Origin of the sequence: Caballeronia sp. SBC1 (assembly GCF_011493005.1) — a bacterium.
GTDB lineage: Bacteria > Pseudomonadota > Gammaproteobacteria > Burkholderiales > Burkholderiaceae > Caballeronia.
This window is the reverse complement of record NZ_CP049156.1, coordinates 698714-723749: the sequence shown is the minus strand read 5'-3', so window position 1 is coordinate 723749 and position 25036 is coordinate 698714. Positions and strand designations below refer to the sequence as shown.

The 25036-nt window shown below is 59.2% G+C and carries 22 protein-coding genes and 1 tRNA gene; 12 read left to right on the top strand and 11 right to left on the bottom strand.

Features of this window, described 5'->3' with window-relative positions:
- Positions 1–92: 92 nt before the first annotated feature.
- From SBC1_RS03115 to recA, 3 genes are all read right to left on the bottom strand, one after another.
- Complete coding sequence (locus SBC1_RS03115; RefSeq protein WP_165987278.1) at positions 93–791, bottom strand: DUF2889 domain-containing protein; 699 nt, start codon at positions 789–791, stop codon at positions 93–95.
- Between the two features lie 698 nt (positions 792–1489).
- Positions 1490–3127: a recombination regulator RecX gene (gene recX, locus SBC1_RS03110; protein WP_243830268.1), complete on the bottom strand. Its 1638-nt coding sequence runs from the start codon at positions 3125–3127 to the stop codon at positions 1490–1492.
- A gap of 16 nt (positions 3128–3143) precedes the next feature.
- The gene (gene recA, locus SBC1_RS03105; protein WP_165086739.1) at positions 3144–4220 is read right to left on the bottom strand and encodes a recombinase RecA; all 1077 of its coding nucleotides are present in this window, start codon (positions 4218–4220) and stop codon (positions 3144–3146) included.
- Positions 4221–4445: 225 nt separating this feature from the next.
- Here recA and SBC1_RS03100 point away from each other — a divergent pair, with 225 nt between their 5' ends.
- The 4 genes from SBC1_RS03100 (at position 4446) to SBC1_RS03085 (ending at position 8870) form a co-directional block, all read left to right on the top strand.
- A complete protein-coding gene (locus SBC1_RS03100) occupies positions 4446–5189 on the top strand; it encodes a response regulator transcription factor (RefSeq protein ID WP_165988785.1) in 744 nt (247 codons plus the stop codon).
- Positions 5190–5210: 21 nt separating this feature from the next.
- Positions 5211–6788, top strand: a complete 1578-nt coding sequence (locus SBC1_RS03095; RefSeq protein ID WP_165987276.1) for a sensor histidine kinase — start codon at positions 5211–5213, stop codon at positions 6786–6788.
- Positions 6789–7015: 227 nt separating this feature from the next.
- Positions 7016–8674, top strand: coding sequence for an MFS transporter (locus SBC1_RS03090; protein WP_165086734.1), 1659 nt, complete (start codon positions 7016–7018; stop codon positions 8672–8674).
- A 119-nt stretch (positions 8675–8793) separates the two neighbouring features.
- Positions 8794–8870 (top strand) — tRNA-Met (locus SBC1_RS03085).
- A gap of 775 nt (positions 8871–9645) precedes the next feature.
- Here SBC1_RS03085 and SBC1_RS03080 read toward each other — a convergent pair.
- The 5 genes from SBC1_RS03080 to SBC1_RS03060 all read right to left on the bottom strand — a co-directional run bounded on the left by SBC1_RS03080 (position 9646) and on the right by SBC1_RS03060 (position 14219).
- Positions 9646–9888 (bottom strand): DUF6429 family protein, encoded by a 243-nt coding sequence (locus SBC1_RS03080; RefSeq protein WP_165987274.1) that lies wholly within the window; start codon positions 9886–9888, stop codon positions 9646–9648.
- Entirely contained in the window at positions 9885–10979 is a 1095-nt protein-coding gene (locus tag SBC1_RS03075; RefSeq protein WP_165987272.1) for an IS630 family transposase, read from the bottom strand. Before SBC1_RS03075 ends, SBC1_RS03080 begins: the two co-directional genes overlap by 4 nt.
- Positions 10980–11383: 404 nt before the next feature.
- Positions 11384–12268 carry an alpha/beta fold hydrolase gene (locus SBC1_RS03070; RefSeq protein ID WP_165987270.1) on the bottom strand — a complete coding sequence of 295 codons (885 nt, stop codon included), beginning with the start codon at positions 12266–12268 and terminating at the stop codon, positions 11384–11386.
- A gap of 38 nt (positions 12269–12306) precedes the next feature.
- Positions 12307–13371 carry a DedA family protein/thiosulfate sulfurtransferase GlpE gene (locus SBC1_RS03065; RefSeq protein ID WP_165987268.1) on the bottom strand — a complete coding sequence of 355 codons (1065 nt, stop codon included), beginning with the start codon at positions 13369–13371 and terminating at the stop codon, positions 12307–12309.
- A gap of 149 nt (positions 13372–13520) precedes the next feature.
- Positions 13521–14219, bottom strand: a complete 699-nt coding sequence (locus SBC1_RS03060; RefSeq protein WP_165988783.1) for a FadR/GntR family transcriptional regulator — start codon at positions 14217–14219, stop codon at positions 13521–13523.
- Positions 14220–14368: 149 nt separating this feature from the next.
- Here SBC1_RS03060 and dgoD point away from each other — a divergent pair, with 149 nt between their 5' ends.
- Complete coding sequence (gene dgoD, locus SBC1_RS03055; RefSeq protein ID WP_031359553.1) at positions 14369–15517, top strand: galactonate dehydratase; 1149 nt, start codon at positions 14369–14371, stop codon at positions 15515–15517.
- A gap of 290 nt (positions 15518–15807) precedes the next feature.
- The gene (locus tag SBC1_RS03050) at positions 15808–16113 is read left to right on the top strand and encodes a hypothetical protein (RefSeq protein WP_165987266.1); all 306 of its coding nucleotides are present in this window, start codon (positions 15808–15810) and stop codon (positions 16111–16113) included.
- 35 nt (positions 16114–16148) lie between these two features.
- On the opposite strand, the gene SBC1_RS03045 is transcribed toward SBC1_RS03050, so the two are convergent.
- Positions 16149–17084: a CopD family protein gene (locus tag SBC1_RS03045; protein ID WP_165987264.1), complete on the bottom strand. Its 936-nt coding sequence runs from the start codon at positions 17082–17084 to the stop codon at positions 16149–16151.
- A gap of 390 nt (positions 17085–17474) precedes the next feature.
- Here SBC1_RS03045 and SBC1_RS03040 point away from each other — a divergent pair, with 390 nt between their 5' ends.
- From SBC1_RS03040 to SBC1_RS03015, 6 genes are all read left to right on the top strand, one after another.
- A complete protein-coding gene (locus SBC1_RS03040) occupies positions 17475–17789 on the top strand; it encodes a transcriptional regulator (RefSeq protein ID WP_165987262.1) in 315 nt (104 codons plus the stop codon).
- Entirely contained in the window at positions 17782–18066 is a 285-nt protein-coding gene (locus SBC1_RS03035; protein ID WP_165086630.1) for a DNA-binding transcriptional regulator, read from the top strand. The genes SBC1_RS03040 and SBC1_RS03035 overlap by 8 nt, the downstream gene beginning before the upstream one ends.
- 355 nt (positions 18067–18421) lie before the next feature.
- Positions 18422–19183 carry a cytochrome c gene (locus tag SBC1_RS03030; RefSeq protein WP_165086627.1) on the top strand — a complete coding sequence of 254 codons (762 nt, stop codon included), beginning with the start codon at positions 18422–18424 and terminating at the stop codon, positions 19181–19183.
- A gap of 21 nt (positions 19184–19204) precedes the next feature.
- Positions 19205–20503: a cytochrome c gene (locus SBC1_RS03025; protein WP_165086626.1), complete on the top strand. Its 1299-nt coding sequence runs from the start codon at positions 19205–19207 to the stop codon at positions 20501–20503.
- A 266-nt stretch (positions 20504–20769) separates the two neighbouring features.
- Positions 20770–21390 carry a hemolysin III family protein gene (locus SBC1_RS03020; RefSeq protein ID WP_165086623.1) on the top strand — a complete coding sequence of 207 codons (621 nt, stop codon included), beginning with the start codon at positions 20770–20772 and terminating at the stop codon, positions 21388–21390.
- Positions 21391–21702: 312 nt separating this feature from the next.
- Positions 21703–23193: a DEAD/DEAH box helicase gene (locus SBC1_RS03015; RefSeq protein ID WP_165987261.1), complete on the top strand. Its 1491-nt coding sequence runs from the start codon at positions 21703–21705 to the stop codon at positions 23191–23193.
- A gap of 179 nt (positions 23194–23372) precedes the next feature.
- Here SBC1_RS03015 and SBC1_RS03010 read toward each other — a convergent pair whose 3' ends face one another.
- Both SBC1_RS03010 and SBC1_RS03005 read right to left on the bottom strand, forming a co-directional pair.
- Positions 23373–23879 carry a hypothetical protein gene (locus SBC1_RS03010; protein ID WP_165987259.1) on the bottom strand — a complete coding sequence of 169 codons (507 nt, stop codon included), beginning with the start codon at positions 23877–23879 and terminating at the stop codon, positions 23373–23375.
- 87 nt (positions 23880–23966) lie between these two features.
- Positions 23967–24794: a ferritin-like domain-containing protein gene (locus tag SBC1_RS03005; protein WP_165086615.1), complete on the bottom strand. Its 828-nt coding sequence runs from the start codon at positions 24792–24794 to the stop codon at positions 23967–23969.
- Positions 24795–25036 lie beyond the last annotated feature (242 nt).

Here is a 25036-nt window from a genome sequence, read left to right as displayed (position 1 = left end):
GAGTCATGCTGATGTTTCCTGGTCGGCCTGTTCTGGGAACCTGCTCTTGCTAAATTCGCTTAGGATCGCCTAATTCCGATTGATTTCGCTGGCTAATTTCGCTGAGCCGGTTCCACTTCGCTTCCGGCCTTTCTGGATTTGTCCTGATCCGCTATCCGGTCTGCCGCGCCACGGGGCGCGTGGCCGAACCAGCGCGGATAATATTGCCGAACGGCTTCACCGTCGAAACGCAATGCGTTGCAACGGCCAAGCTGGAATGGGGGTTTGTCGGTTTCTGCTGCTTTGTTGGTTTCTGCGCTTGCTGCTGCGTTGCTTGCTGGACTATCCGATGACTGGCCCGGCGTACCGCCTTTTTCGGTGTTCCACACTTCGCCGGCGAATGCCTGAATAGCGGCTGTGGGCAGCACGGCGCAAAGTTCGGTGATGTGCGTGCAACCGGTCGTTCCGGCCAGCAAACGGCTGGATTCGCGACGGAAATTTTGCACAAGATTGAGACCGATGAGCGCGCGATACGCGGAGTTCGATGCTGCACACAGACCCGCATACGGCGCCCACTCGGAAGCCGCTTCGGCGTCGACGATAGTGAACGTGCGGTCAATAGTGATGCGCAGCCAGAGTTCATGGATCGGCAGGCCTTGGGGCCGGACGCCCGCCGCGAGTTTGACGTCGCGCGGCTTTTCATCGGTTAGACAGGCTTCGATATCCCACAAGCCATCTTCACGCTCAAACGCTTCCATTCGAATCGCGCGGCGATGGCGCAACTGTCGGGAAACGGGCGGAGAAAGCGGCATGTGCAGAGGAAGGCCGGAATGAGAAAACGCCGGAATTTTACCATACTGGGCATTTTCAGCCGGACCGAGTTGCCGTGGGGAAGCTTGAGGGGCAATGCAGAGGCTTGCGCGGCGGTTTGTTTCGGGTTTGTTTCGCGATGGGTGCGGGTGATGGGGGATTTCGCTCAGCGTCGGGGTTCGCTATTTGTTTGTGCTTTTGAGGTGGGTGGTGAGGTGCCACTCTGCGCGTAGTTGGGGCGGCGGATTTGGGTCGGTCGTCTGGGGATGATGGTTTTGGGCCGGTGGCCTCGGGCCGGTGGTTTTGGGCCGGTGGTCTTGGGCCGGTGGTCTTGGGCCGGTGGTCTTGGGCCGGTGGTTTTGGGCCGGTGGTTTTGGGCCGGTGGTTTTGGGCCGGTGGCCTCGGGCCGGTGGTTTTGGGCCGGTGGTCTTGGGCCGGTGGTCTTGGGCCGGTGGTCTTGGGCCGGTGGTCTTGGGCCGGTGGTCTTGGGCCGGTCCTCTTCGGGCGGTCCTCTTCGGGCGGTCGGCTTCGGGCTTCGGTTGATGGGCTTAGGTCGGTGGGCTCGGGCGTCGTTGGGGCAGCAAATTGGGGATGTTAGCCACCGTCCGTTGTTCGAGGTCAGGAGTCGAAGTTGCGCGCGCGTTGCGGGGCCGAATTGGTCGAAATAGTTCACGCGTAGATGCCAAATTGCCGCCGGTGCCTATTCGTCGATAAATTCGTCGTCGCCCGCTTTCAGCACTTTCACGATCGTCCCGCCGTTGAATCCTCGCGTGGCAAGAAAACGCGCTTGTTTCGCACGTTCGGCCGGCGTCGTCGGCGGTTCGCCGAATTTCTTGCTCCAGACCTCGCGGGCGCGAGTGAGCTCGGTTTTCTTCAACTCAGCGCCAGCATCCTGAATCAGCGTTTCGTCGATACCGTTGCGCTTCAGCTCATTGACGATCCGGCTTGTGCCAAGACGAGTGCCCCGCCGATGAACCACGCTCTCCACAAATCGCTCATTCGATAACCACCCTTCACGCTCCAGCGCGTCGAGCAAGGTATCGAGGGAATCGCCTTCGCCCAGATGTGGCGTCAGCTTGCGCGACAATTCAGCGCGGCTATGTTCACGACGCGATAGATAACCCAGCGCACGGCCGCGCAACGATAATTGCGGCCCCTTTCGCTTGGAATCGTCGGTTGCAGGGGTTTTGCTTCGTCCGGTGGATCCACGCGAATAAACCGGTTCGGCGACTTGGCTTTCGCTAACTGCCTGTGTTGCGGATGGCACGCACTGTTCGAAGGGCTCAAATGGATCGGCTATGTCGGTGCCTGTTTCTCCAACCACGCCCGGAGAAATAACTGCAGGTTTGGATTGCGATTTGCGGGCAGCTTTCGCAGGAGCGACCTGTGATTGAACAACTGCGTGTGCCTGCTCCAACACCGCCCGAGCGCGCCTCAAGCGTTCCTCGGCGTCGACCGCGTCCAACGCAGCTACCGAATCAGGCTGCGCGGGTTCAATTTGTTGCTGTCCAACTTGCGGCGCAACCACAATATCGGCGATTTCGACGCTGTGCTCATCAGCGGGTTTTGCCGACTTCGGCGGGGCGCGACGGCTGGTTTTTCGGTCGGTAGATCGCTCGAAAACATCCTCACCATCAGCAGGATTAGGTGAAGATTTCCCACGCGTACCTAGACCAGACGCTTTGCGCCCGGTCAACCCACCACGTCCAAATTTGCTGCGATCACTCGATCGTTCGTATTCAGCCGGGGCATCTGCCGAAACGCGATCCGACGCCGACCGCGCCGACGCCCCGCCGCCAAACGACCCACGTTTCGGATACGCACGATCACTCGACCGTTCGAACACCGGCTCGTGGTCCTCCTGCGTGGTTTCACCCGCAGCCGCAGCCTGCAGACTCGCGGCGATCGCCTCAGCCTTGCTGCTGCCAGATGACGCGGACGCGCTCGAACCACCCGAGCGTCCAAAGCTGCTTTTGCTGGCGAAGCTGCTGCCGCTGCTACTGCCGCCACTGCCAGCGCTCTTGCCGCTGGAAAACCCACCGCCCTTAAATCCACCGCTCCCACTCTTCTCGCCGGAAACCCCACCGCTCTTCGAGAAGCTGTTTCCAAACGAACGACGCGCCGACGCAGATTTCTCCGCACCGGCGCGTTCGCCTGCTGCTGCGCGGTATCGATCGCTGCTTCGTTCGTAGCGGTCGACTCCTTCCTCGGCGTCGGGACTTTCGTCCTCGTCGCTTATGGACTTCGAGCCGTCCGGATCTTCCTTCACGTCCTGCTCCGCGTCACGATTTGAATCGCGATCGGTCTTCGATCCGAACCGGCTCTTGCTGCGCATCATTTTTACCGCCTAAAACTCATTCTTCTTCATCCGCCACTTCGGCAACACCCGGTGCGACTGCGTCGGCCATTGCATTGACGCCTAGCGACTCGCGAATCTTGTTTTCAATTTCACGCGCCATTTCAGGATTCTCACGCAGGAATTCGCGTGCGTTGTCCTTACCCTGACCAATCCGTTCGCCGTTATAGCTGTACCAGGCGCCTGCCTTGTCGACCAGCTTGGCCTGCACGCCCAGGTCAATGATTTCGCCCTGACGCGAAATACCTTCGCCGTACAAGATGTCAAAGATGGCTTCACGGAACGGCGGCGCAACCTTGTTCTTCACCACTTTCACGCGTGTTTCGTTGCCGATCACTTCGTCGTTCTTCTTGATCGAACCGATACGACGAATGTCCAGACGCACCGATGCGTAGAACTTCAACGCGTTACCACCCGTGGTGGTTTCCGGATTGCCGAACATCACGCCAATCTTCATGCGGATCTGGTTAATGAAGATCACCAAGCAGTTCGTACGCTTGATCGTGCCGGTCAGCTTGCGCAGCGCCTGCGACATCAAACGTGCCTGCAAACCAGGCAACGAGTCGCCCATTTCGCCTTCAATTTCAGCCTTTGGCACCAGTGCCGCGACCGAGTCGATCACGATCATGTCGATGGAACCCGAGCGCACGAGCGCATCGCAGATTTCCAGCGCTTGCTCACCCGTGTCCGGCTGCGAGATCAGCAGGTCCGACGGACTCACGCCAAGCTTTTGCGCGTAAGCGATGTCGAGCGCGTGTTCCGCGTCGATAAATGCCGCCGTGCCACCGACCTTCTGCATCTCCGCAATCACTTGCAGCGCCAGCGTGGTCTTGCCCGACGATTCCGGACCGTAGATTTCCACTACGCGTCCACGCGGCAAGCCGCCAACGCCCAACGCAATATCCAGTCCGAGCGAGCCGGTTGACACCACTTGAATGTCTTCAATGGCTTCGCCAGCGCCGAGTCGCATGATCGACCCCTTGCCGAATTGCTTCTCGATCTGCGCGAGCGCGACGGCAAGCGCCTTGCTCTTCTCTGCAGACATCCCGCCCGGGCCTTTCTTGCTATCTTCCATGAATCGTCCTTTGCTATGATGAACGGCGTCTGGCGCATGCCCTTGGGACTTTTTTCCGGCCGGGCGCACTGCTGCAGACACTGTATAAAAAAACAGGTATTTTTGCAAGTCCGATCGAAGCGCGTAGTTTCAGCGCCACGTTCGACCCTTGCGAACACCACTACACCTGGAGACCGCCGCGCCGGGCGAATTGCGGTGCCGGCAATGCTTTTTGCGCACACTACGATGCGAATCCTCATTGCCGAAGACGACAGCATACTCGCGGATGGTCTCATTCGATCACTCCGCCAATCGGGCTATGCCGTGGATCATGTGCGGCACGGCGTGGACGCGGACAACGCACTGTCGCTACAAACTTTCGACCTTTTGATCCTTGATCTGGGCCTGCCCATGATGTCCGGACTGGAGGTCCTGAGACGCCTCAGAGCCCGCAATTCCCAGATGCCCGTGCTCATCCTGACGGCCGCCGACAGTGTCGACGAACGCGTCAAAGGCCTCGACCTTGGCGCCGACGACTACATGGCCAAACCGTTCGCACTGAACGAACTAGAAGCCCGCGTGCGCGCCCTTACGCGGCGGGGCGCGGGTGGCGGTCCCACAGTCGTCAAACACGGCGCGCTTTCGTTCGATCAGGTCGGGCGCCTCGCGTCCATCAACGACCAGGTCATCGAATTATCTGCACGCGAACTCGGCGTGCTCGAAGTCTTGTTGCAACGGGTTGGCCGGTTGGTGTCGAAGGAACAGCTCGTCAACCACCTTTGCGAGTGGGGCGAGGAAGTCAGCAATAACGCGATCGAAGTCTATGTCCATCGGCTAAGAAAAAAAATCGAGCCCGGCGGGGCGCGGATCATAACCGTTCGCGGGTTAGGCTATAGCCTTGAAAAAGCCGTTGCCGCGGTGGCCACTTCTGTACCGCCCTCCCCGGCAAACGCCGACGAGCCTGTCTCGCCCAGTCTGCCGCATAAGTAAGCAACCACGAGTAACTACGCCATGGGCTCGCCAGCATCCCCCGAGCGCTCCGCTCCGGCGTTGCGCGAGCTGTCACGTGCTTCGGCGGATTTGCCCGAAGCCGACCCCGACGCTTCCCGCGACGCGCGTTACGCGAATCCGTTCGCACCGCCCGACGAGCTTGAGCCGGACGGGGAGCCCGCGCCGCGTTCGCTATTCGGCGAAATCCTGGACTGGATGCTCGCGCCGCTGCTACTGCTGTGGCCAATGAGCATTGCGGTCACGTATCTCGTCGCCAAGTCGATTGCCAATGGGCCGTTCGACCGCGCGCTGGAGACGGATGCGTACGTGCTCGCGCGGCAGATCGCGCCAGTGAACGGCGTCGCGGAATTACGCCTGCCGAACGCCACGCGCGACTTCCTGCGCGCGGATAACGTGGACAGCGTGTTTTTCCAGGTGCTGGGCACGCGCGGCGAGCTGGTAGGCGGCGACGCCGATATGCCCCTGCCTCACGACGATGACCGGCCGCAGCCCGGCATCGTGGAATTTCGTGACGATGTGCTGCGAGGCAACGACATTCGCGTCGCTTATACGACGGTGGAAGCGCCAACGCTCGCTCATCCGGTGCTGGTCCAGGTGGCCGAAACGCTCGATAAACGCAGCCAGTTAGCCAACGACATCATCAAGGGCGTGATCCTGCCGCAGTTCGTGATCTTGCCGCTGGCTATCGTTCTTGTCTGGTTCGGGTTGTCGCGCGGGCTCGCGCCGCTGCACGCGCTGCAAGCGAATATTCGCGCCCGTCGTCCCGACGATCTCTCACCGCTCGAAGCCAGCCGCGCGCCGCCGGAAATCGCGCCGTTGGTGGCGTCGTTCAACGATCTGCTCAACCGGCTCGAGCAGAACATGCAGTTGCAGAAGCGGTTTATAGCGGACGCCGCGCATCAGATGAAAACGCCGCTTGCGGGCTTGAGGACGCAGGCAGAGCTTGCGTTGCGGCAGGATGTATCGGCGGAAGTGCAGCGCTCGCTTGAACAGATAGCGACGAGTTCCGAGCACGCGGCGCGGCTCGTGACGCAACTGCTCGCGCTGGCTCGAGCGGAGAACCGGATGTCGGGGCAAATTTTCTCGCGCGTGGAGTTGACCGATCTCGCGCGGCTCGCTGTCCGCGACTGGGTGCAGGCGGCGTTGGCCAAACGGATGGACATTGGTTATGAGGAGCCGCCACATCCGGTCGAGGTTGAAGGCAACGCGGTGATGTTGCGCGAAATGCTGTCGAATCTTATCGATAACGCCATTCGCTACACCCCGCCCGGAGGCCGAATCACGGTCCGCGTGCGCACTAACGAGTCCGACACGCGGCACGTCTTTCTCGACGTGGAGGACACGGGGCTAGGCATTCCTGAAGCGGAACGTACGCGCGTGGTGGAGCGGTTCTATCGCATTCTTGGACGTGAGGGCGATGGCAGCGGACTGGGTCTTGCCATCGTCCGGGAGATCGTAACGATGCACGGCGGCACGTTCGATATAGACGATCACGTGTACAGCGAAGCGCCGCGACAAGCCGGAACGCTTGTCCGGGTGGGCTTGCAACGGGTTTATCCTGCCCGGGACAAACCCTGATCAAAGTTCGTTCGGCATTTTTGCATAACTCAATTTAGACAGGCGTTAGGTACTTTATTGCCGTAAAAGCCAGCATGTTGATGGACGTTTTGGCACCAAAAAGACAAAACCGGATCTTAGCGCCCTACCCCTCCGCGTCAGAACGCCGTAAGTTTTCCCTCCAATAATCGTTGCACGGCGCGGCTATTCGCGGCCGCCATATAAAGATCAAGACAAGGAGATGATTCATGGCAACGGTTGAGGGGCGCATTTCCCACGCACCGATGACGAGCGAAGAACGGCGCGTGATTTTCGCGTCATCGCTAGGCACGGTGTTCGAGTGGTATGACTTTTATCTGGCGGGCTCGCTTGCCATCTATATAAGCAGGACGTTCTTCTCCGGCGTCAATCCGACGGCCGCTTTCATTTTCACCTTGCTCGGCTTTGCGGCGGGTTTTGCCGTGCGTCCTTTCGGCGCGATTGTGTTCGGGCGTCTCGGCGATATGGTCGGGCGCAAGTACACCTTCCTAGTGACAATTGTGATCATGGGTCTTTCCACATTCGTGGTCGGGCTGCTACCTGGATACGGCACGATCGGCATAGCCGCGCCCGTGCTCTTCATCGCGATGCGGCTGCTGCAAGGGCTCGCGCTCGGCGGGGAATACGGAGGAGCGGCGACTTACGTCGCGGAACATGCGCCCGCCAACAAACGCGGCGCGTGGACTGCGTGGATCCAGACCACGGCTACGCTTGGGCTTTTCATCTCGCTGCTCGTGATCCTGATCGTACGGACTTCTGTCGGTGAGGAAACGTTCGGGGCGTGGGGCTGGCGCGTGCCGTTCCTGGTGTCGATCGTGCTGCTCGGTGTCTCCGTGTGGATTCGGCTGAAACTGCACGAATCGCCGGTGTTCGAGCGCATCAAGGCGGAGGGCAAGACGTCGAAAGCGCCGCTGACCGAAGCGTTCACCCAGTGGAAGAATCTCAGGATCGTGCTGCTCGCGCTGTTCGGGCTGACGATGGGACAGGCCGTGGTTTGGTACACGGGCCAGTTCTACACACTGTTTTTCCTGACGCAGACGCTGAAGGTTGATGGCACGAGCGCCAATATCATGGTGGCGGTGGCGTTGTTGATCGGGACGCCGTTCTTCCTGTTCTTCGGGTCGCTCTCGGACAAGATCGGGCGTAAGCCGATCATCATGGCCGGATGCCTGATTGCCGCGCTGACGTACTTCCCGCTCTTCCACGCACTGGCTCACTACGCGAATCCGACGCTGGAAGCCGCGACGGCCAAGTCGCCCATCAGCGTGATTGCCAATCCGGACGAGTGTTCGTTCCAGTTCAACCCGGTGGGGACATCGAAGTTCACGAGCTCCTGCGATATTGCCAAGAGCGCGTTGTCGAAGTCCGGCTTGAACTACGAGAACGTGGCGGCGCCAGCCGGGACAATCGCGCAGATCAAGGTGGGCGACACGGTGGTGGATACGTATGACGGCAAGGCCGCCGATGCGAAGGAGAAAGGCGCCGCGTTCGACAAGACGCTGGCGGGCACGCTGAAGTCGGCGGGTTATCCGGCGAAGGCTGATCCGGCGCTGATCAACTGGCCGATGGCTATTGTGATCCTGACCATCATGATGATCTACGTGACGATGGTCTATGGGCCTATCGCCGCGATGCTCGTTGAGATGTTCCCGGCGCGGATCCGGTACACGTCGATGTCGCTGCCTTATCACATTGGCAATGGCTGGTTCGGCGGGTTCTTGCCGGCGACGGCGTTTGCTATCGTGGCCGCGAAGGGGAATATTTTCTCGGGGCTGTGGTATCCGATTGTGATCGCCTTGGTGACGTTCGTGATCGGGATGCTGTTTGTTAAGGAGACGAGGGGGTCGGCGGTTTATGACTCGGATTGATTTTCGGGGGCCTCGGGGAGCGATTGTGGGCTGGTCGCTTTCCTGGCCACCTTGTCTCTAGGAATCAGCTGGGAAGGGGTTGACAGGTTTCGCAACCCTCTTCATAATCTCGATCTCTTGGCGAATTAGCTCAGCCGGTTAGAGCGACGGAATCATAATCCGCAGGTCCGGGGTTCGAATCCCTGATTCGCCACCAAGTTGTAAAGAAAGCCGCTGCTTCGAAAGAAGTAGCGGCTTTTTGTTTGGCTTTGACCCGTCCTGAAATTCATTGTCACGGCTCGAGACACGACTATACAAAATCGATAAATACGGCGACACCGCGATCTTTTTACGTGAGAATTACACAAAATGTCGAACACGCCTTCACAACATAAAATCAACGAAGTCTTAAATATTGTCAGAGACGCGACCACGAAAAAGCAACCGGCACGTAAACTTACTAGATACGAACAAATTTTAGAAAACCTTAGCAAGTGGCTGATTACACATCAACTTATCGGCTTCTCGGTGGCAATTATTCTTGCTGCACTTTCCTATTTTCTCCACGACATACCGCTGGCAAATACGGCACTCGCGACAATAACATTGTCTCAATTACTTGGGATTGCCCTTAGCCTTGTCGCCATTGCACTATCTATTCCATTTTTTCATAGTCTCTTCAAAACGCCATTTTCGCAATTCTTTTACCTGATTGAATCTTCGATCACATTTAATCTCCAATATGTCGAACGACTTGCAAGCTGCGATGCCTCGGCCATTCGATATGTCCTGACCTACTACGAAGGTGAGCGGATTTTATTTGAGAAGCGTTGTGGAATCCTCGTGGGTTCGATCGAGAGAATCGGCTTCTTTCCCGCACTGGCGGGCCTCGCCACCCTCTCGATTAGTCTCGCAAGGCTTCCAGCCATGCAATCGTGGGCTAACGCGCTCATTTTTTTGATCCTAGTGTCCCGAGTTAGAAGTTCGTTGAATCAATCCCCTGTTCTTTCCGGAATGACGAAGTGCTGGTTAAAAAGTCGCTCGGACTCGAGCAGTCCTTCTTCCGTAAAAATCACGGACTTCGTCTTGTTGACAGGGTCTTCGATGAAGCCTCGTTCATGGAGTCGATTCAGCACATCCCAGTCGAAGCCCTTCCATGCGCGGTATCGGTCATGCAGGGTCAGGTAGAGAAGCGCAAGGGAAACTTCATCAATTGCGTCTGTATTGATATTCATGATGCTCCTGCCGCAGCCTTGCGGACCCGCAAACAGAACCGTTCGAGGCTGGCCAGGATCTCATCGGCCGACTTGCTCCAGACGAACGGTTTGGGGTTCGCGTTATAGACATCCAGATAATGACGGATCGCGTCTTCGAGTTGACGTGTTGACCGATGCGTACCGCGTCGAAGGTATTTTTCAGTGAGCGCGGCAAACCATCGTTCGACCTGGTTAAGCCACGACGCCGAAGTGGGTGTGAAGTGAACATGGAAGCGGGGATGACGAGCGAACCAGGCTTTGATCGAGGAGGTTTTGTGCGTGCCATAGTTGTCCATCACCAGATGCACATCCAGGTGAGAAGGCACGCTGGCTTCGATGGTGCGCAGAAAACGCACGAATTCGCTGCTGCGATGGCGCCGATGTACCTCGCCGATCACTTCCCCGGTAGCGATGTCCAGCGCCGCGAACAGGGTGGTTGTGCCGTGACGCATGTAATCGTGGGTGCGTCGCTCAGCGATGCCGGGTGCCAATGGCAACATCGGTTGCGTGCGATCGAGCGCCTGAATCTGGCTTTTCTCGTCCACGCACAGCACCATGGCCTTGAGCGGCGGGTCCAGGTAAAGCCCGACGATATCTCGTACCTTGTCGACGAACATTGGATCGGTGGAGAGCTTGAACGTTTCCTGCCGATGCGGCTGCAAACCAAAAGCACGCCAGATCCGCGTGACCGCTGTCTGCGACAGTTTCATCTCGCGAGCCATCGTCCGCGTACTCCAGTGAGTCGCTCCGACAGGCACGGACTCGAGCGTCTTCGCGATGAGCGCATCGACGCGCGCGTCATCAATCGTCCTCGGCGCGCCGGGACGTGGTGCATCGAGCAGTCCGTCCAGACGATGGATCACGAACCGTGCACGCCACTTCGAAACCGTTTGCTGAGTGACCCGCTGTTTCGCTGCAACCGTCTTGTTGTCCATGCCATCGGCACAGGCCAACACGATGCGCGCCCGCAATGCCAAGGCCTGCGCGGTCTTGCGTCGCATCGTCAGCGCTTGCAGTCCTTCGCGCTCCAATTCGCTCAGCACGAGCTCGCCTTTGGGCCGTCCGCTCATCGTTGCCCCCTCGTATCAAGTGCCACACAGAACACTTTAGTACACGATCAGCATCATTCAATGAATTTTTAACTCGGAACACTAGCGTTTTATATTCTCAGCACAGCGGCGTTTGCAATGACACAAAGACAAGATCGCGTTATTAGCCTGCTTAAGTATTGTCTAGAGTTATCGAAGTAGATAGACCCGCTTTGTCAGGACGCCAATTGTCATATGTTGGTTCGCTCAGTCCCGGATATACCATGACATCCTGTCAGCCGCCCCGTCTTACAGGCGCATGCGAAGGAAGGCTCGGAGCATTCGGGAGGTACTCACCTTTTTCGCCGACAGATTGTTAAAAAACCTCTATTCTTTATGAAATCGAAGCAGCAGCTTTTTGCATTATCGGCGACTTTTCAGAGCATCTACCGGCCGGCAATGACGCGATTGAAGCCCCCCGCATGCGTGACATTCATCCCATGCGAAGCGCCTTCGATCGTCACTCTCTGCGCTCCTTCAATCCACCCTTCCAACGCCCCCACCGCATCGCGAAACATCCGCGGGCTCTTCTCCCCATCAATTAGCAGCGTAGGGCATTGCACCCTCCCCGCAGCATGCGCATCGTACGCAGGCAACGGATCACGAAACTGCAGCGCCAGCGTACTCGCGTTATCCAACGCCATTGCCTTGAACTCTTTCGGACTCCTCGCCCAGAACCCAGGGCGGCTCACCGAATCGACAAAAAGCCCTAACCCAGCATCAACCTCCCCGCTGCCAATCAACTGCGCAGCCTTCGCCCGCAGCGCATTAACCGGCGCGGGCAGCACCGTCCGCGCTCTTCCATCATCGCCGGCCCTAGCCACCGCCCCACCCGGATCAGCAAGCACCAACGACTTCACCAACTCCGGGTATCTCACAGCCAGATGAAACGCAACACACCCACCCCGCGAGTGCCCGACAACATGAACCGGCCCAACGCCCAACCGCTCGATGAACCGCCCCAACTCATCAACATGCGCGTCCCAGCTAAACTGCCTTGATCCACCGGCCATCGCACCAAACCCCAGCACCCCCGAAGGCCAATAATGCGAAAGACTGGGCGCCACACATCGATACTGCTTGGCAAGCGGCCCTAACTGCGGCTTCCAGTATCGAAAGTCACAAAGCGACCCATGCACGAACAGCATCACCTCGTGATGCTCATGCCCAGTCTGTACAAAGGGAACTTGCAAGCCATCATCGAGCGTGGCGATATCCGGCGCTGGCAGGCCAAAAAATTGCGAAGGATCCACCCCGTCCAACAGCTTCATCCGATGCAACTCCGCTTAGCGAAAAACAACAAAAAAACTCACTCCGGCGCCGTAGCCCGAACGGTCACCATATCGCCCATGCTCCGATCATCGTCGTCATCGAGCGAAGAGGAAGACGAATCCAATGAAGCAGAACCCGACGACCCAGCAGCCGTCCGCAAAGAATCAAGAGGAATAGGCTCCACCGGAAACCCCTTCTTCTCCCACGCGTCCAACCCGCCCTTCAGCGGCCGCACGTTCCGAAACCCCTTCACCTTCAGCTGCTGCACAATATGCTTGGCCGTCGCTTCATTCGGACACACGCAATACACCACGACCTCGTGCTCGTGAAACATCGGATCGATTTTCCGTGACGACTCCAAATCCAGCGGAATCGCGCCTTTGATCCGATGCGCCTCCTTCCTCCTCACCGCTTCCGGCCGGGCATCGAAAATAACGGGCGGGGCATCGGAGCGCATCATTTCATCGAGTTGTTCGGGCGAGATCCGATACTTCGCGAGCCATCGACGGAACTGCAGACGCCGCGCCCATCGGTACGCCAAGAACGCGCCTGCGGCCATCCCGAGCACATCGAGCGCGGTGAGCCCATACGTCTTCACGAACACCAGCAGATGCGCGACTTCGGCCTTCAAGATCGCGCCGCCGAGCATCCACGACGATGCCCACAACCCAGCGCCCACCAGATCCCAGAACACGAAAACCCGCACGTCAATCTGCGTCGTCCCGAGCAACGGTGACGACACCAGCCCGAGCCCCGGAACAAACTTGGAGAGAGCAAGCAAAGGCACGCCGAACCGCTCGAACCAATGCCGGGCGGTACGCAAAGTGGTATCGAGGGAAAGTGAGAACCGCACGAGCGAGTTCAGGAATCGACGGCCATACAACCGCCCGGCGGCAAACCAAAGCGAATCGGCGATAACCACCGCGATGACCGCGGCCGCCAACATATGCCAGAACGAAGCCAGCCCGGCCGCGACTAAAGTGCCGGCGAGCACCAGCATGGGTGCAGCGGGAATGGGGACGCCAAGCTGGGTGGCGAGCACGCTGACGAACACGGCCCACGCGCCCCACGACGACACAACGGCGATCGAAACGTGCGGCAAATCGGGCTCCTCCGAAAGGATGCGGAGCGCCGCGTGTCGGATAGAACGGAGAAACCGGATAAAACCAATCCAAAACAGCGCTCGGACCCGCAACTTTATCTCGAAAATGAAAATATCGCCGAGTGTGCCGAACGTCGTTTATCTCCGCTCTACTCCTCGATCCGCGCCCGCGTCACGCCGAGCAAACCGCCCATCGCGTCACGGGCTGCCGCAGAATTCCGCGCGACGATGGCATCAAAAACGGCCGTGTGTTCCGCCATGGATGCGTTGAACACCTCCGCCCGCCGCGCATTCAACCGCAACTGCCCCTCAAGCGTGCGCTCGATCAACGTCCCGAGCGGCACCAGCAACTCATTGCTGCACGCATTCAATACGCTCAAATGAAACCGCAAATCGGCACGAACCCATTCATCGACATTGCGCGCTTCCAGCATCGCCGTGTGCGCATCGCCGAGGCGCGCTAACGAATCGTCATCGTGATTCGCAGCGGCCAATGCAGCGGCATAAGGCTCGATCATCTCGCGCATTTCCTGCAGCTTCAGCGCGAATTGCAACGGCTTGGCAACGCGCGAGTACCACTCCAGGACATCAGCATCGAGAAGATTCCAGGCCTGTCGCGGCCTGACGCGCGTCCCAATCTTCGGCCGCGATTCAATCAAGCCCTTCGATGTCAGCGTCCGCAGCGCCTCGCGCAGCACGGTCCGGCTGACGCCAAAACGCTCCATCAGTTCGGCTTCGCGCGGCAGCGTAGACGCCGGCGGAAAATCGCCGCGCAGAATCTCGGTGCCAAGCTCGTACGCCACGCGTCCGTGCAGATCGTGCTGGATAGCTTTCCCCTTGCCTAAAATTCACGCCGATTCAAAACCACGCGATTATACGGACCCTTTCCCGATAAGGATTTCCGTCTAATAGTACTATTAATATACACATCGAATGAATTTTTGATAGCATAGAAACCCTCGTTCCCCACCCATCGGAAAAATCAGGAGACGCCAGCATGAAAATCACCAAACTCGAGACTTTTATCGTTCCGCCGCGCTGGTGTTTCCTGAAGATCACGACCGATGAAGGTATTGTCGGCTGGGGTGAACCGGTGGTCGAAGGACGCGCACACACGGTCGCGGCGGCAGTCGATGAGCTATCCGACTATCTGATCGGCAAAGACCCGCTGCTGATCGAGGATCACTGGCAGGTCATGTATCGCGCGGGGTTTTATCGTGGCGGCCCGATCGGCATGAGCGCGATTGCGGGCGTCGACCAGGCGCTGTGGGACATCAAGGGCAAGCATCACGGCGTGCCCATTCACGCGCTGCTTGGCGGCCAGGTCCGCGACCGGATCAAGGTGTATTCGTGGATCGGCGGCGACCGCCCCAGCGATGTCGCGAACAACGCGCGTGCCGTCGTGGACCGCGGGTTCAAGGCGGTGAAGATGAACGGTTCGGAAGAACTTCAGATCATCGATACCTTCGACAAAGTCCAAGCCGTCATCAACAACGTCGCGGCGGTGCGCGAAGCGGTGGGACCGAATATTGGCATCGGCGTGGACTTTCACGGCCGCGTGCACAAGCCGATGGCGAAGGTGCTCGCGAAGGAACTCGATCCGTTCAAGCTGCTGTTTATCGAAGAGCCGGTGCTGTCGGAAAACGTTGAGGCGTTACGCGACATCGTGAACCAGACGAGCACGCCAATCGCGCTCGGCGAGCGTTTGTACTCGCGCTGGGACTTCAAGCACATCCTGGCCGGCGGTTACGTCGACATCATCCAGCCGGACGCGTCGCACGCGGGCGGGATCACGGAGTGCCGCAAGATTGCATCGATGGCCGAAGCCTACGACGTCGCCCTCGCATTGCATTGCCCACTCGGCCCGATCGCGCTGGCGACGTGTCTTCAAATCGATGCGGTCAGCTACAACGCCTTCATCCAGGAGCAAAGCCTCGGGATTCACTACAACAAGGGCAACGACCTGCTCGACTACATCAAGAACCCCGAAGTCTTCAAATATGAAGACGGCATGGTGATGATTCCGCAAGGGCCGGGCTTGGGCATCGAGGTGAATGAGGAGAAAGTGCGCGAGATGGCCAAGGTTGGGCATCGTTGGCGTAATCCGGTGTGGCGTCACGCGGATGGCAGCGTTGCAGAGTGGTGATGGAAGAATTGCGTTGCACCGCACTATGCAGAAGCGGCGGGCATCGTAGAATAGCGTTATTGAGACGGGAATTCCGTCTCAATGGCGTTACGTAACGTGCTGGTGAGATAGCTTCAGCCAACGGGTTACAGCACTGGAAATGGCTTCCCTTTCGGCACATGAAACCCCGCGCCGAAAGGCTTTGCATGCGGTGACAACGCCTGGCCCGCGTCTTGCATTATCTGGCGTACGTGAGTTTGTTTCGACCCAGCGCCCGGGAAGAGCGCGACGACTAAGCTAGAGAGTCCAGCATGTATTACTACACCCTTCCAGATGAGTTCGTCCGCACGCAGATGGCTGTCGGCGCGCTGGTGCTGTTCGGCGTGCTGCGCGTGATCGGTGCGGTCGTGGGTGCGCAGCACAGCTGGCGCATGTCGACGGTGACGCGCTGCTTTATCGGCGCGGCTGTGCTGTTTTGCTTGCCGCAACTCATCGATGTAGTCGTTTCGTGGCCCATGTCGCACCGCGCCTTCATCGAGCTTCAAGGCAAGGCGATTGGCTGCGCGCTGGCACTGTTCTGCGCCCCGATCGTGAGTCATAAGCTGGGCTACGAGTAGATATCGGCATCACGTGGCCCACGTCGGCTAACTGATTAACCCATCGCAGAAAAACCCGGCACGCTGTGCGACAACACGGCGGCCGCGACAAACACCCCTACAATCAGCAACGCTTCCATCCGCATGACGCCGGTGAACGTGTGCGCATCGACTGTCGATGCGGTGCGCTGCAATCGTGGCATGACGGACCATCGGTTCATCGCGCCGAGCAACAACGCGGTCCCGATCAGCACGGCTTTCACGACCAGCGCGTGGCCCCACCCGCTCGTTTCGAGCGCCACCACCGATCCGCCCAGTCCGCGCCACGCGTTATATATCCCGGTGAGAACCACCAGCGACACGGCAATCACCGCCGCCGTGGAAACCTTCCCGACAATACGAATCAGGGACGCCCGCGCAAGCGACGTCCCCAACGCCGGCAACACCCGCCACGCGCTCGCGATAACCAACCCGCCCCACGCGGCTGTCGCCAGCAAATGAATTGTCTGCACGCCTTCGGCGAGCGAAAACGCGCCGGCATCGGCGGCATGTCCAACGGACGCCTTGCCCGCCGCCGCCACGAGTGCGCCGACCATGAACAAGCCGATTCGCGGTCCGCCCTTCGGGTTGCCCAAGACCGTCGCTAGGATCAGCAGCACGCTGCCGGCGAACGCGATCGCCCAGCCCGTGCCGGCGTGCGTGCCCGTCACTACCGTGACAATGGCATCGAAGGCTTGAAAGAGAGGCGCGCCGCTCATCGACGCCGCCTGCAGCCAGACCAGCACAAGATCTGCCACCGCGAGCACGACCGCGCCGCCCGTGCTCAGCCGCCGCGCCCTTACCCAGCCGAGACGCACGGGCGAAACGGGTGCAGCCGCGTTTTCCTTCGATAACCACACGCTCAGGAACGCCCCGCCGAGGGTGCAGGCAAAGGCAATGTCAGCGAGTGCGGCAATGAGGACTTGAGCGAACCACAGCGGATCGTCAGTCATGAATACGCCTTGACGAAGAAATTCAGGCTGAAAGCAAACAAGGAATGCATTGAAGGTTCGATGAAGGGTCGAGGAAGAAACAAAACAAACCGCATGGGCCAGGAACGCGAGTCTAGCGGAACGGACACATGGAATGCAGCAAGGCCCAAGGACATCCGAGCGAAACAAAACCGACTTTCGATGCGGCGGCCGTGGTGATGCGGGACATGGCGTGGTCTGGCCATGCGAGTGCCAGGCGGCGTTTTAGTGCTGGGCGGGTGGAAAGCTAATAAGCGCGGCGGCGGCATTAGTCGGGCAGGTTTCCGATTTTTCGGTCAAGGCAATCCTTTGTTCCCGAATATGGACAGGCATTCTTGTTCACCATACGGCAATGCCGTATAATTCAGCCCGATGTATACGATCATCGAAACTGAAATTTTCCAGCGCTATGCTGCGGACATCTGGCGCGACGCGGAGCGAGAGGCGTTCATCGCTTGGCTTGCCAATAATCCTCTGTCGGGAGATGTCGTTCCCGGTACCGGCGGCTTACGCAAAGTACGATGGTCAAGGCCCGGAATGGGAAAACGTGGCGGCGCATGCGTGATCTACTACAACCTGCTCGATGATGGCTGCATCTGGTTGCTGATCGCGTATACGAAGGCGAAGTTCGACAATCTGCCAGCGTCGTTTCTAAACCAGTTACGTGAAGAGGTGAAGAATGGATAAGGAAATGGAGCAATTCCAAGCGGACTTGTTGAAGTCTGTCCGCGATATGAAAGCGGGACGCACTGGACGCGTCACCAAAGTTGAACCTACAACGGCGTCATTAGCCCGCGCCAAGGTCGGACTTTCGCAGAGCGCGTTTGCCGCCCTGCTCGGTGTATCGACGAGAACACTGCAAGATTGGGAGCAAGGTCGACGGGAACCCACCGGGGCCGCACAAACGCTGCTGCGTGTCGCTGCTCTCCATCCGGAAGCATTGCGGGACCTGCAAACAGCGTGAAGCCGGGATACGGCGCCAAGTCAGCTTAAATGCAAAGGCGCCATGTATCAGCATTTCCTTCGTACACCCAAGCCACGCAAAACCGCCCCGAAACCCGTCACGGAGCGTCGATTTTTTGTCAAACTCCGTCAACGGATAAATGTCACGCACAGTTAAAAACCCATGTCGATCGGTCGCGCGGCAAATTGTCGCGTACACGTTGAAAGCGAGACGCAACAGGGCGATGCCCAAATAGTCATCATCAGGCAACGATGATAGAATGCCGCGTCGCATCAGGGGCTCGCAAAGCCAATGTGGCAATGGTTCACACATATTCGCACCGAGCCGAACGAAGCTCGGCAGGTCCTCGAAATTCATGGAGTGTCGCGTGTCTTCAAGACGCATCTTTCGTCCGTTGCTCGCCCCGCTAATGGCTCTGGCGCTGATCGGCAGTGCCAGCATTGCCGGCGCAGCAGAAGCCCCGGCGCCCGCTCAAGCCGCCGCCCAGCCAATGGCACCGGACACCATGGCAGCGCGTGTTCAAGGTTGCACGGCATGTCACGGCGTCCACGGCGAAGGCACGGACAACGACTATTTCCCTCGTCTTGCCGGCAAGCCAGCTGACTACCTGTACAACCAGTTGCAGAACTTCCGCGAAGGCCGCCGGAAGTATCCGCCAATGAACTACCTCGTCACGTATCTCTCGGACGACTACCTTCATCAGATCGCCACATATTTCTCGCAACAACGCCCGCCGTATCCGCAACCGGCCAAGCCGACTGTGTCGGCGTCCACGTTGTCGAAAGGCCAGCAGATCGTGCTGAACGGCGACGCAGGGCGCGGCATTCCCGCCTGCGCAGCGTGTCACGGCACGAACCTGACGGGTATGCAACCGGCTATTCCGGGTCTCGTGGGATTGCACTCCGACTACATCAGCGCGCAACTCGGCGCCTGGCGTGCGGGCTCGCGTCACGCCATCGCACCTGACTGCATGCAACAGATTGCCACCCATCTGACTGACGACGACGTGACCGCTGTCGCCGCCTGGCTGTCCACGCAAACCGCACCGGCTAATCCGGTACCCGCGCCCGCAGGCTCGCGCAAAACGCCGCTCGCCTGCGGCAGCGAACCGCAATAAGGCGCGAGGAGCGAGAAGAATATGAAACGCAAGTCCCTGTTCGCACTTTCGGCTGTTGTTGTCATCACGGCCGCCGCAGCCGCCGCCGCACTCTGGTCAGGTGGCGACACCTTCCATTCGGGCGGCGCAGTCGCCGCTGTGCCCGCCGACCAGACCGAGTTGATCAAACGCGGCGAATATCTGGCGCGTGCCGGCGACTGTATTGCCTGCCACACGGTTCGCGGCGGCAAGACGTTTGCCGGCGGCCTGCCCATGCTGACGCCGTTTGGCACGCTCTACACTCCGAACATCACGCCGGACGACCAGTACGGTATTGGCAAGTGGACATCGGACGACTTCTACCGTTCGATCCATCTCGGTCGCTCGAAAGACGGCAGCCTGCTGTACCCGGCCATGCCGTTCACGGCCTATACCAAGGTCACGCGCGCCGACTCGGACGCCATGTTTGCGTACATGCGCTCGGTGCCCCCGGTCAATGTACCCAGCCGTCCGCACGAACTGCGCTTCCCGTTCAACCAGCGCAACATGCTGATTGGCTGGCGCGTGCTGTTCTTCAGCGAAGGCGAATTCAAGCCGGACCCCACCAAGTCGGTTGAATGGAACCGCGGTGCTTACCTGATCGAAGGGCTTGGCCATTGCAGCATGTGCCATACATCGATCAACCCGCTGGGCGGCCCGGTCAGCTCCGCAGCATTCGGCGGCGGTCTGATCCCGCTGCAGAACTGGTACGCACCGTCGTTGACGTCGAATAAGGAAGCTGGCCTGGGTGACTGGGACATCAAGGACATCAACGACCTGCTGAAGACCGGCGTGTCGCAACGCGGCGCGGTGTTTGGCCCAATGGCCGAAGTGGTCCACAACAGCTTGCAGTACATGACGGACGCGGACATCAACGCCATGTCGACGTTCCTGAAGTCGATCCCGCAAAAGGGCGAAGCGCCGGAAACAATGCAGTTCGAAACATCGGCGCAGTTCGGTTCGGAATTGCTGCAACAGGGCAAGAAGATCTACACGGAAAACTGCGCGAAGTGCCACGCGGAAAACGGTCTCGGCAAACCGCCGGCCTACCCGCCGCTTGCCACGAACCAGTCCATCCAGATGCAGTCGGCCGTGAACCCGATCCGCATGGTGCTCAACGGCGGTTATCCGCCGAGTACGGAAGGCAACCCGCATCCGTATGGCATGCCGCCGTTCGCTCAAGCGCTGTCGGATACGGAAGTGGCTGCGGTCGTGACGTACATTCGTATGTCGTGGGGCAACCACGGCACGCCGGTGTCGCCGCAACAAGTCAGCAACCTGCGTTCGGCGCCGCTGGACTGATTGAAGCAGGGTTTTCCGCAGGTAGAGTAAAATGCGCTCAACGGCGCAAGCAGGGCGCAGGCCTCGGAACCGGGGCTGCGCCCTTCGTCTTTTTTGAGCACGAATAAGGTGGAAGTCGGGTGAGCGGGTGGGATGAGCCACGGCGGCGGTAAAATGCCCTGGGTTGGTTTGCCGGATTGCGCGGTTTGGCTCCGGTCTCAACACTTTTTAAAGCAGAAGAGCGCGGCGTTACAGACAGGATCGCAATACCGCGATGAGGATGGTCGATGCACTTTGGTGAACGGTTCAACAGCGTTACCCATCTCGTCGGCACGGTGCTGTCGGTGGCAGGGCTCGCAACGCTCGTCACCATGGCGTCACTGGAACGCGACCCGTACAAGATCGTCAGCTTTGCGGTGTACGGCGCCATGTTGCTCATGCTGTACACGATTTCCACGCTGTACCACTGGGTCCGCAGCCCGCGGGCCAAGGCGGTATTGCAAAAATGCGATCATTCGGCCATTTATTTGCTGATCGCGGGAAGCTACACACCGTTCACGCTCGTCACGCTGCGCGGCCCGTGGGGCTGGTCGTTATTCGGCGTAAGCTGGGGGCTCGCTGCTCTTGGCATCGTCCAGGAACTCACGCTCGGGCGTCGAACCCGCAGCGTATCGATGGTGATTTACGTGATGATGGGCTGGCTCGCGCTCGTAGCCATCCGTCCTCTCGTTTCGGCACTACCGCCCGCCGGCACGGCGTGGCTGCTGGCCGGCGGTTTGATCTATAGCGCCGGCATTTACTTTTTCATCAACGACGAGCGCATCCGACACGGCCATGGCATCTGGCACCTGTTCGTGTTGGGCGGCAGCTTGTGTCAATTCGTCAGCATTGCACGCTACGTCGCTTGAGCACGTTGCTTGAGTACGTTCCATGAGCCTGCCCTAATCGGCACCTAATGCCTGACTTGAAGCGTTTTACGGCGTTTCAAATGCAACTTAACGCCAGTCAGCGTGTCTTGATAGCGCGTTGATCTTCGCGGCAACTTTCCCGGCGCTCGTAGCTTGTACTTCGAGCAAGCGCCCCGAACGTCATGCCGCCCGATTTCCTCGATCGTCGTACGCACGCACCTAAAATTGTGCGAGCCGCCTTTTTTTGGGGCTTCATGCCTTTTGGGGCTTTAAGCGAAAGCGCCGGTCGTCATACCGAATCCGTGAACACTTATGTCTTTTGATTCCCTCGGCCTGTCCGAACCCTTGCTTCGCGCTGTCAACGAACTCGGCTACACCATCCCTACTCCCATCCAGTTGCAGGCCATCCCGGCTGTGCTGAACGGCGGCGACCTGCTCGCAGGCGCACAAACCGGTACCGGCAAAACGGCAGGCTTCACGCTGCCTATCCTGCAACGTTTGTCCGAAGCGCCCGCGGCTTTGGCCGGAGCCAAGCGCCCGGTACGCGCACTGATCCTCACGCCGACGCGCGAACTCGCCGCCCAGGTGGAAGAAAGCGTGCGCGGCTACGGCAAGTATCTGAAACTGAAATCGACCGTGATGTTCGGCGGCGTGGGCATCAACCCGCAAATCGATGCGCTACGACGCGGCGTGGATATTGTCGTGGCAACGCCAGGCCGCCTGCTCGATCACATGCAGCAGAGGACCATCGACTTGTCGAAGCTCGAGATTCTCGTGCTCGATGAAGCCGACCGCATGCTCGACATGGGCTTCATTCACGACATCAAGCGGGTGCTCGCGAAGCTGCCGCCGAAGCGCCAGAACCTGCTGTTCTCGGCCACGTTCTCCGAAGAAATCAAGACGCTGGCGGACAGCCTGCTCGACCGCCCGGCGCTGATTGAAGTAGCGCGTCGGAATTCGACGGTTGAAGCCATAGCCCAGAAGATTCACCCGGTCGATCGCGACAAGAAGCGTGAGTTGCTCACGCATCTGATCCGCCAGAACAACTGGTTCCAGGTGCTGGTGTTCACGCGCACGAAGCATGGCGCGAACCGGCTCGCCGAGCAGTTGACGAAGGATGGCATCAGCGCGCTGGCCATTCACGGCAACAAGAGCCAGTCGGCACGTACGCGTGCGTTGGCCGAGTTCAAGGACAACACGTTGCAAGTGCTGGTGGCAACGGATATTGCGGCGCGCGGTATCGATATCGACCAATTGCCGCACGTCGTCAACTTCGATCTGCCGAATGTGCCGGAGGACTATGTTCACCGGATCGGGCGTACCGGTCGTGCCGGAGCGACGGGTGAGGCGCTGTCGCTGGTTTGCGTCGATGAACATCAGTTGCTCAAGGACATCGAACGCCTGATCAAGCGGCCGATTCCGCAGGAAGTCATCGCGGGTTTTGAACCGGATCTGACTCAAAAGCCGGAACCGATTCTCCGCCGCGGACAAGGCGGCGGCGGTGCGCGTCAGGGTCAAGGCGCGCCGCGTCAGGGCGCACCGAAGCAATCGAATGGCGGCGGCAGGCCGTCGGCCAAGCCGGCGAATGGTAACGGTGGCGGTAATGGTGGCAACGGCGGTGGGTACGGTTCGCGCTCGCCGAAACCTGTTGCAGCGAAAACCGGTGGCAATGGCGCCGCGCCGCGCAAACCCGAAGGCTCACGGCCGCCTGGTGCCGCGCTGCTTGGCGGCAAGCCCCGCAGTGAAGGCGGCGGCGGTGCAGGTCGACGCGATACGCCGCGCACCGGACAACGCGGGCGTTAATTGAGTGATGCAGGTGTGGGTGGGACGTTCACCTGCGCCTTCTCTCCGCTTGAGGGAAGGTGCTGCGAGCGAGGCTGCCTTTAGCCTCGCTACGCTGGCGGAAGGTCAGATTTTTTGCGGCGCAACTGTCTGACATAGCACTCGATAAAAAAGCGGAGCCTCGGCTCCGCTTTTTTGTTTCACGCTGCGGCGCTCGCCGCACGCTTCAGCGCGTCGATCTGTTCTCGCCAGCGCGCCAGCACCGCGTCACCCTGCCCCGGGGCAAACTCGAATCCGATGCCGTGCACGAGCCGCGCATAAGGCACCTTCTGCCATTCACCGCTTTCTATCGTCGCGATAAAACACGTGGCCGGTGCGCCCTCCAATGGCACGATTCGCGCCTCAAGCTGCACCTGGAAGAAGGCTTCATCGAAGACGAAGGTCAGCGTGGCGTTTCCCGTCTTCGGCACCGACCGCGCCGCCCGCGACTGCGGCCACAACGAAAAACACAACGTACCCGGATCCGGTGCGAACAACTCGCCAACGCTCAGCAGCGACGTCCGCACACGGCCTTCATCGGCTGCAAGCAACGACGCGGTGAAGCCCATTTTTGTCTCGATCGACGTGCCATCGAACAAGGTCCGCAATTCGGCAGGCCATTCGTCAAACGTGCCATGCTCGATGCCGAACGCATTGGAATCAGTCATGCGGGCCTCCGTGAAAAGACGATGGCCCGCGAAAGCGGGCCATCGATTGAAGCGTACTGAATCATTCCGTGCGAACGCCCGCTTGGGCTATCGGAAGAACACGTGCTGCGTGATCTTCGCAAGCGGATAGTGCACGCTGGGCTGAATTCGGGCCGGCAGATCGAGTGGCTTGAGCAGCATTTTCACGCACATATCGGCCGACAAATTCCGCCGGACCAGCGCATTCACGCGCGCCGCCAACTCGCGGTTGTGCGCAGTGTCATGTGCACGTTCCGGATAACGGATGGCAAATACATGGCGCAACGCGATCTCGGAATCCTCATTCTTGATTTCCATTACGCGACGCAACAACGCACCGAGAACGGCAAAGCGTCCATTGCCCTCGATCTTGTTGTACTTCTTGAAGAAGCGGAAAAAGTGCTTGTAATGCCGGACTTCGTCTGTACGGATGTTGTCGGTGAGTTGCTTTAGCACCGGCTCGTCCGAGCAGTCGTTGATGGCCCTGTACAGCGTGGCCGTCCCGGTCTCAACAACGCAACGCGCAACCATTTCAAGCGCACGCGTTTTTTCGAAGTCCTCGACTGAACACGTCAGCGAGTATTCGGCGAAGAAGTTCTTGAATGCCGTGTCCCAGTCGAACTCTGGCCATACATGATGGATATACGTTTTCAACGCGCGGCCGTGCTGCATTTCTTCCGGTTCCCACTCATTGTTGAGCCAGTCGGAAACTTCGGGGTCGTCGTTGAAATAGGTGCTCAGGTTGCTCGTATAAAGATCGGTCCCGCTCTCAATGAACGAAGCCGCGCAAAGCAACAGGAGAAGGTGTTCATTGGATGCCGCTTTACGCCGGTCGATCCGGGACAGGTCGATATCTTCGATCCGCCAGGGCATCACATGGGTACTGTCAGTGTGCATAAAAATCGCGCTCCCAAAGCTGTACTGAACGCGCCGTCAGCCAAACCGGCCGAAAATCAGGCGACGCCGTGAGCGTAAATCTGCGGCGTCCTCATGTGTTTGAAGACTTAGAGCCTGCATCTTAGCCGGGTTGCAACGAAGCTGCAGGCCCGAAGACAGACCGTGGGAACCACATATCAGTTCCGGATAGCGCTTAAATGAGCATAAATCGTACCGCGCTGGAACGCATTGCGATAACGCAT

What these genes read in the sequence shown, in the direction of transcription:
- SBC1_RS03030 (WP_165086627.1), top strand. Translation starts at nt 18,422, where the DNA reads ATGGAGTGTCGCGTGTCTTCAAGACGCATCTTTCGTCCGTTGCTCGCC.
- dgoD (WP_031359553.1), top strand. Translation starts at nt 14,369, where the DNA reads ATGAAAATCACCAAACTCGAGACTTTTATCGTTCCGCCGCGCTGGTGT.
- SBC1_RS03095 (WP_165987276.1), top strand. Translation starts at nt 5,211, where the DNA reads ATGGGCTCGCCAGCATCCCCCGAGCGCTCCGCTCCGGCGTTGCGCGAG.
- SBC1_RS03080 (WP_165987274.1), bottom strand. Translation starts at nt 9,888, where the DNA reads ATGAATATCAATACAGACGCAATTGATGAAGTTTCCCTTGCGCTTCTC.
- SBC1_RS03025 (WP_165086626.1), top strand. Translation starts at nt 19,205, where the DNA reads ATGAAACGCAAGTCCCTGTTCGCACTTTCGGCTGTTGTTGTCATCACG.
- SBC1_RS03035 (WP_165086630.1), top strand. Translation starts at nt 17,782, where the DNA reads ATGGATAAGGAAATGGAGCAATTCCAAGCGGACTTGTTGAAGTCTGTC.
- SBC1_RS03100 (WP_165988785.1), top strand. Translation starts at nt 4,446, where the DNA reads ATGCGAATCCTCATTGCCGAAGACGACAGCATACTCGCGGATGGTCTC.
- SBC1_RS03010 (WP_165987259.1), bottom strand. Translation starts at nt 23,879, where the DNA reads ATGACTGATTCCAATGCGTTCGGCATCGAGCATGGCACGTTTGACGAA.
- SBC1_RS03005 (WP_165086615.1), bottom strand. Translation starts at nt 24,794, where the DNA reads ATGCACACTGACAGTACCCATGTGATGCCCTGGCGGATCGAAGATATC.
- SBC1_RS03115 (WP_165987278.1), bottom strand. Translation starts at nt 791, where the DNA reads ATGCCGCTTTCTCCGCCCGTTTCCCGACAGTTGCGCCATCGCCGCGCG.
- SBC1_RS03070 (WP_165987270.1), bottom strand. Translation starts at nt 12,268, where the DNA reads ATGAAGCTGTTGGACGGGGTGGATCCTTCGCAATTTTTTGGCCTGCCA.
- SBC1_RS03040 (WP_165987262.1), top strand. Translation starts at nt 17,475, where the DNA reads ATGTATACGATCATCGAAACTGAAATTTTCCAGCGCTATGCTGCGGAC.
- SBC1_RS03020 (WP_165086623.1), top strand. Translation starts at nt 20,770, where the DNA reads ATGCACTTTGGTGAACGGTTCAACAGCGTTACCCATCTCGTCGGCACG.
- SBC1_RS03050 (WP_165987266.1), top strand. Translation starts at nt 15,808, where the DNA reads ATGTATTACTACACCCTTCCAGATGAGTTCGTCCGCACGCAGATGGCT.
- recX (WP_243830268.1), bottom strand. Translation starts at nt 3,127, where the DNA reads ATGATGCGCAGCAAGAGCCGGTTCGGATCGAAGACCGATCGCGATTCA.
- SBC1_RS03075 (WP_165987272.1), bottom strand. Translation starts at nt 10,979, where the DNA reads ATGAGCGGACGGCCCAAAGGCGAGCTCGTGCTGAGCGAATTGGAGCGC.
- SBC1_RS03015 (WP_165987261.1), top strand. Translation starts at nt 21,703, where the DNA reads ATGTCTTTTGATTCCCTCGGCCTGTCCGAACCCTTGCTTCGCGCTGTC.
- recA (WP_165086739.1), bottom strand. Translation starts at nt 4,220, where the DNA reads ATGGAAGATAGCAAGAAAGGCCCGGGCGGGATGTCTGCAGAGAAGAGC.
- SBC1_RS03045 (WP_165987264.1), bottom strand. Translation starts at nt 17,084, where the DNA reads ATGACTGACGATCCGCTGTGGTTCGCTCAAGTCCTCATTGCCGCACTC.
- SBC1_RS03090 (WP_165086734.1), top strand. Translation starts at nt 7,016, where the DNA reads ATGGCAACGGTTGAGGGGCGCATTTCCCACGCACCGATGACGAGCGAA.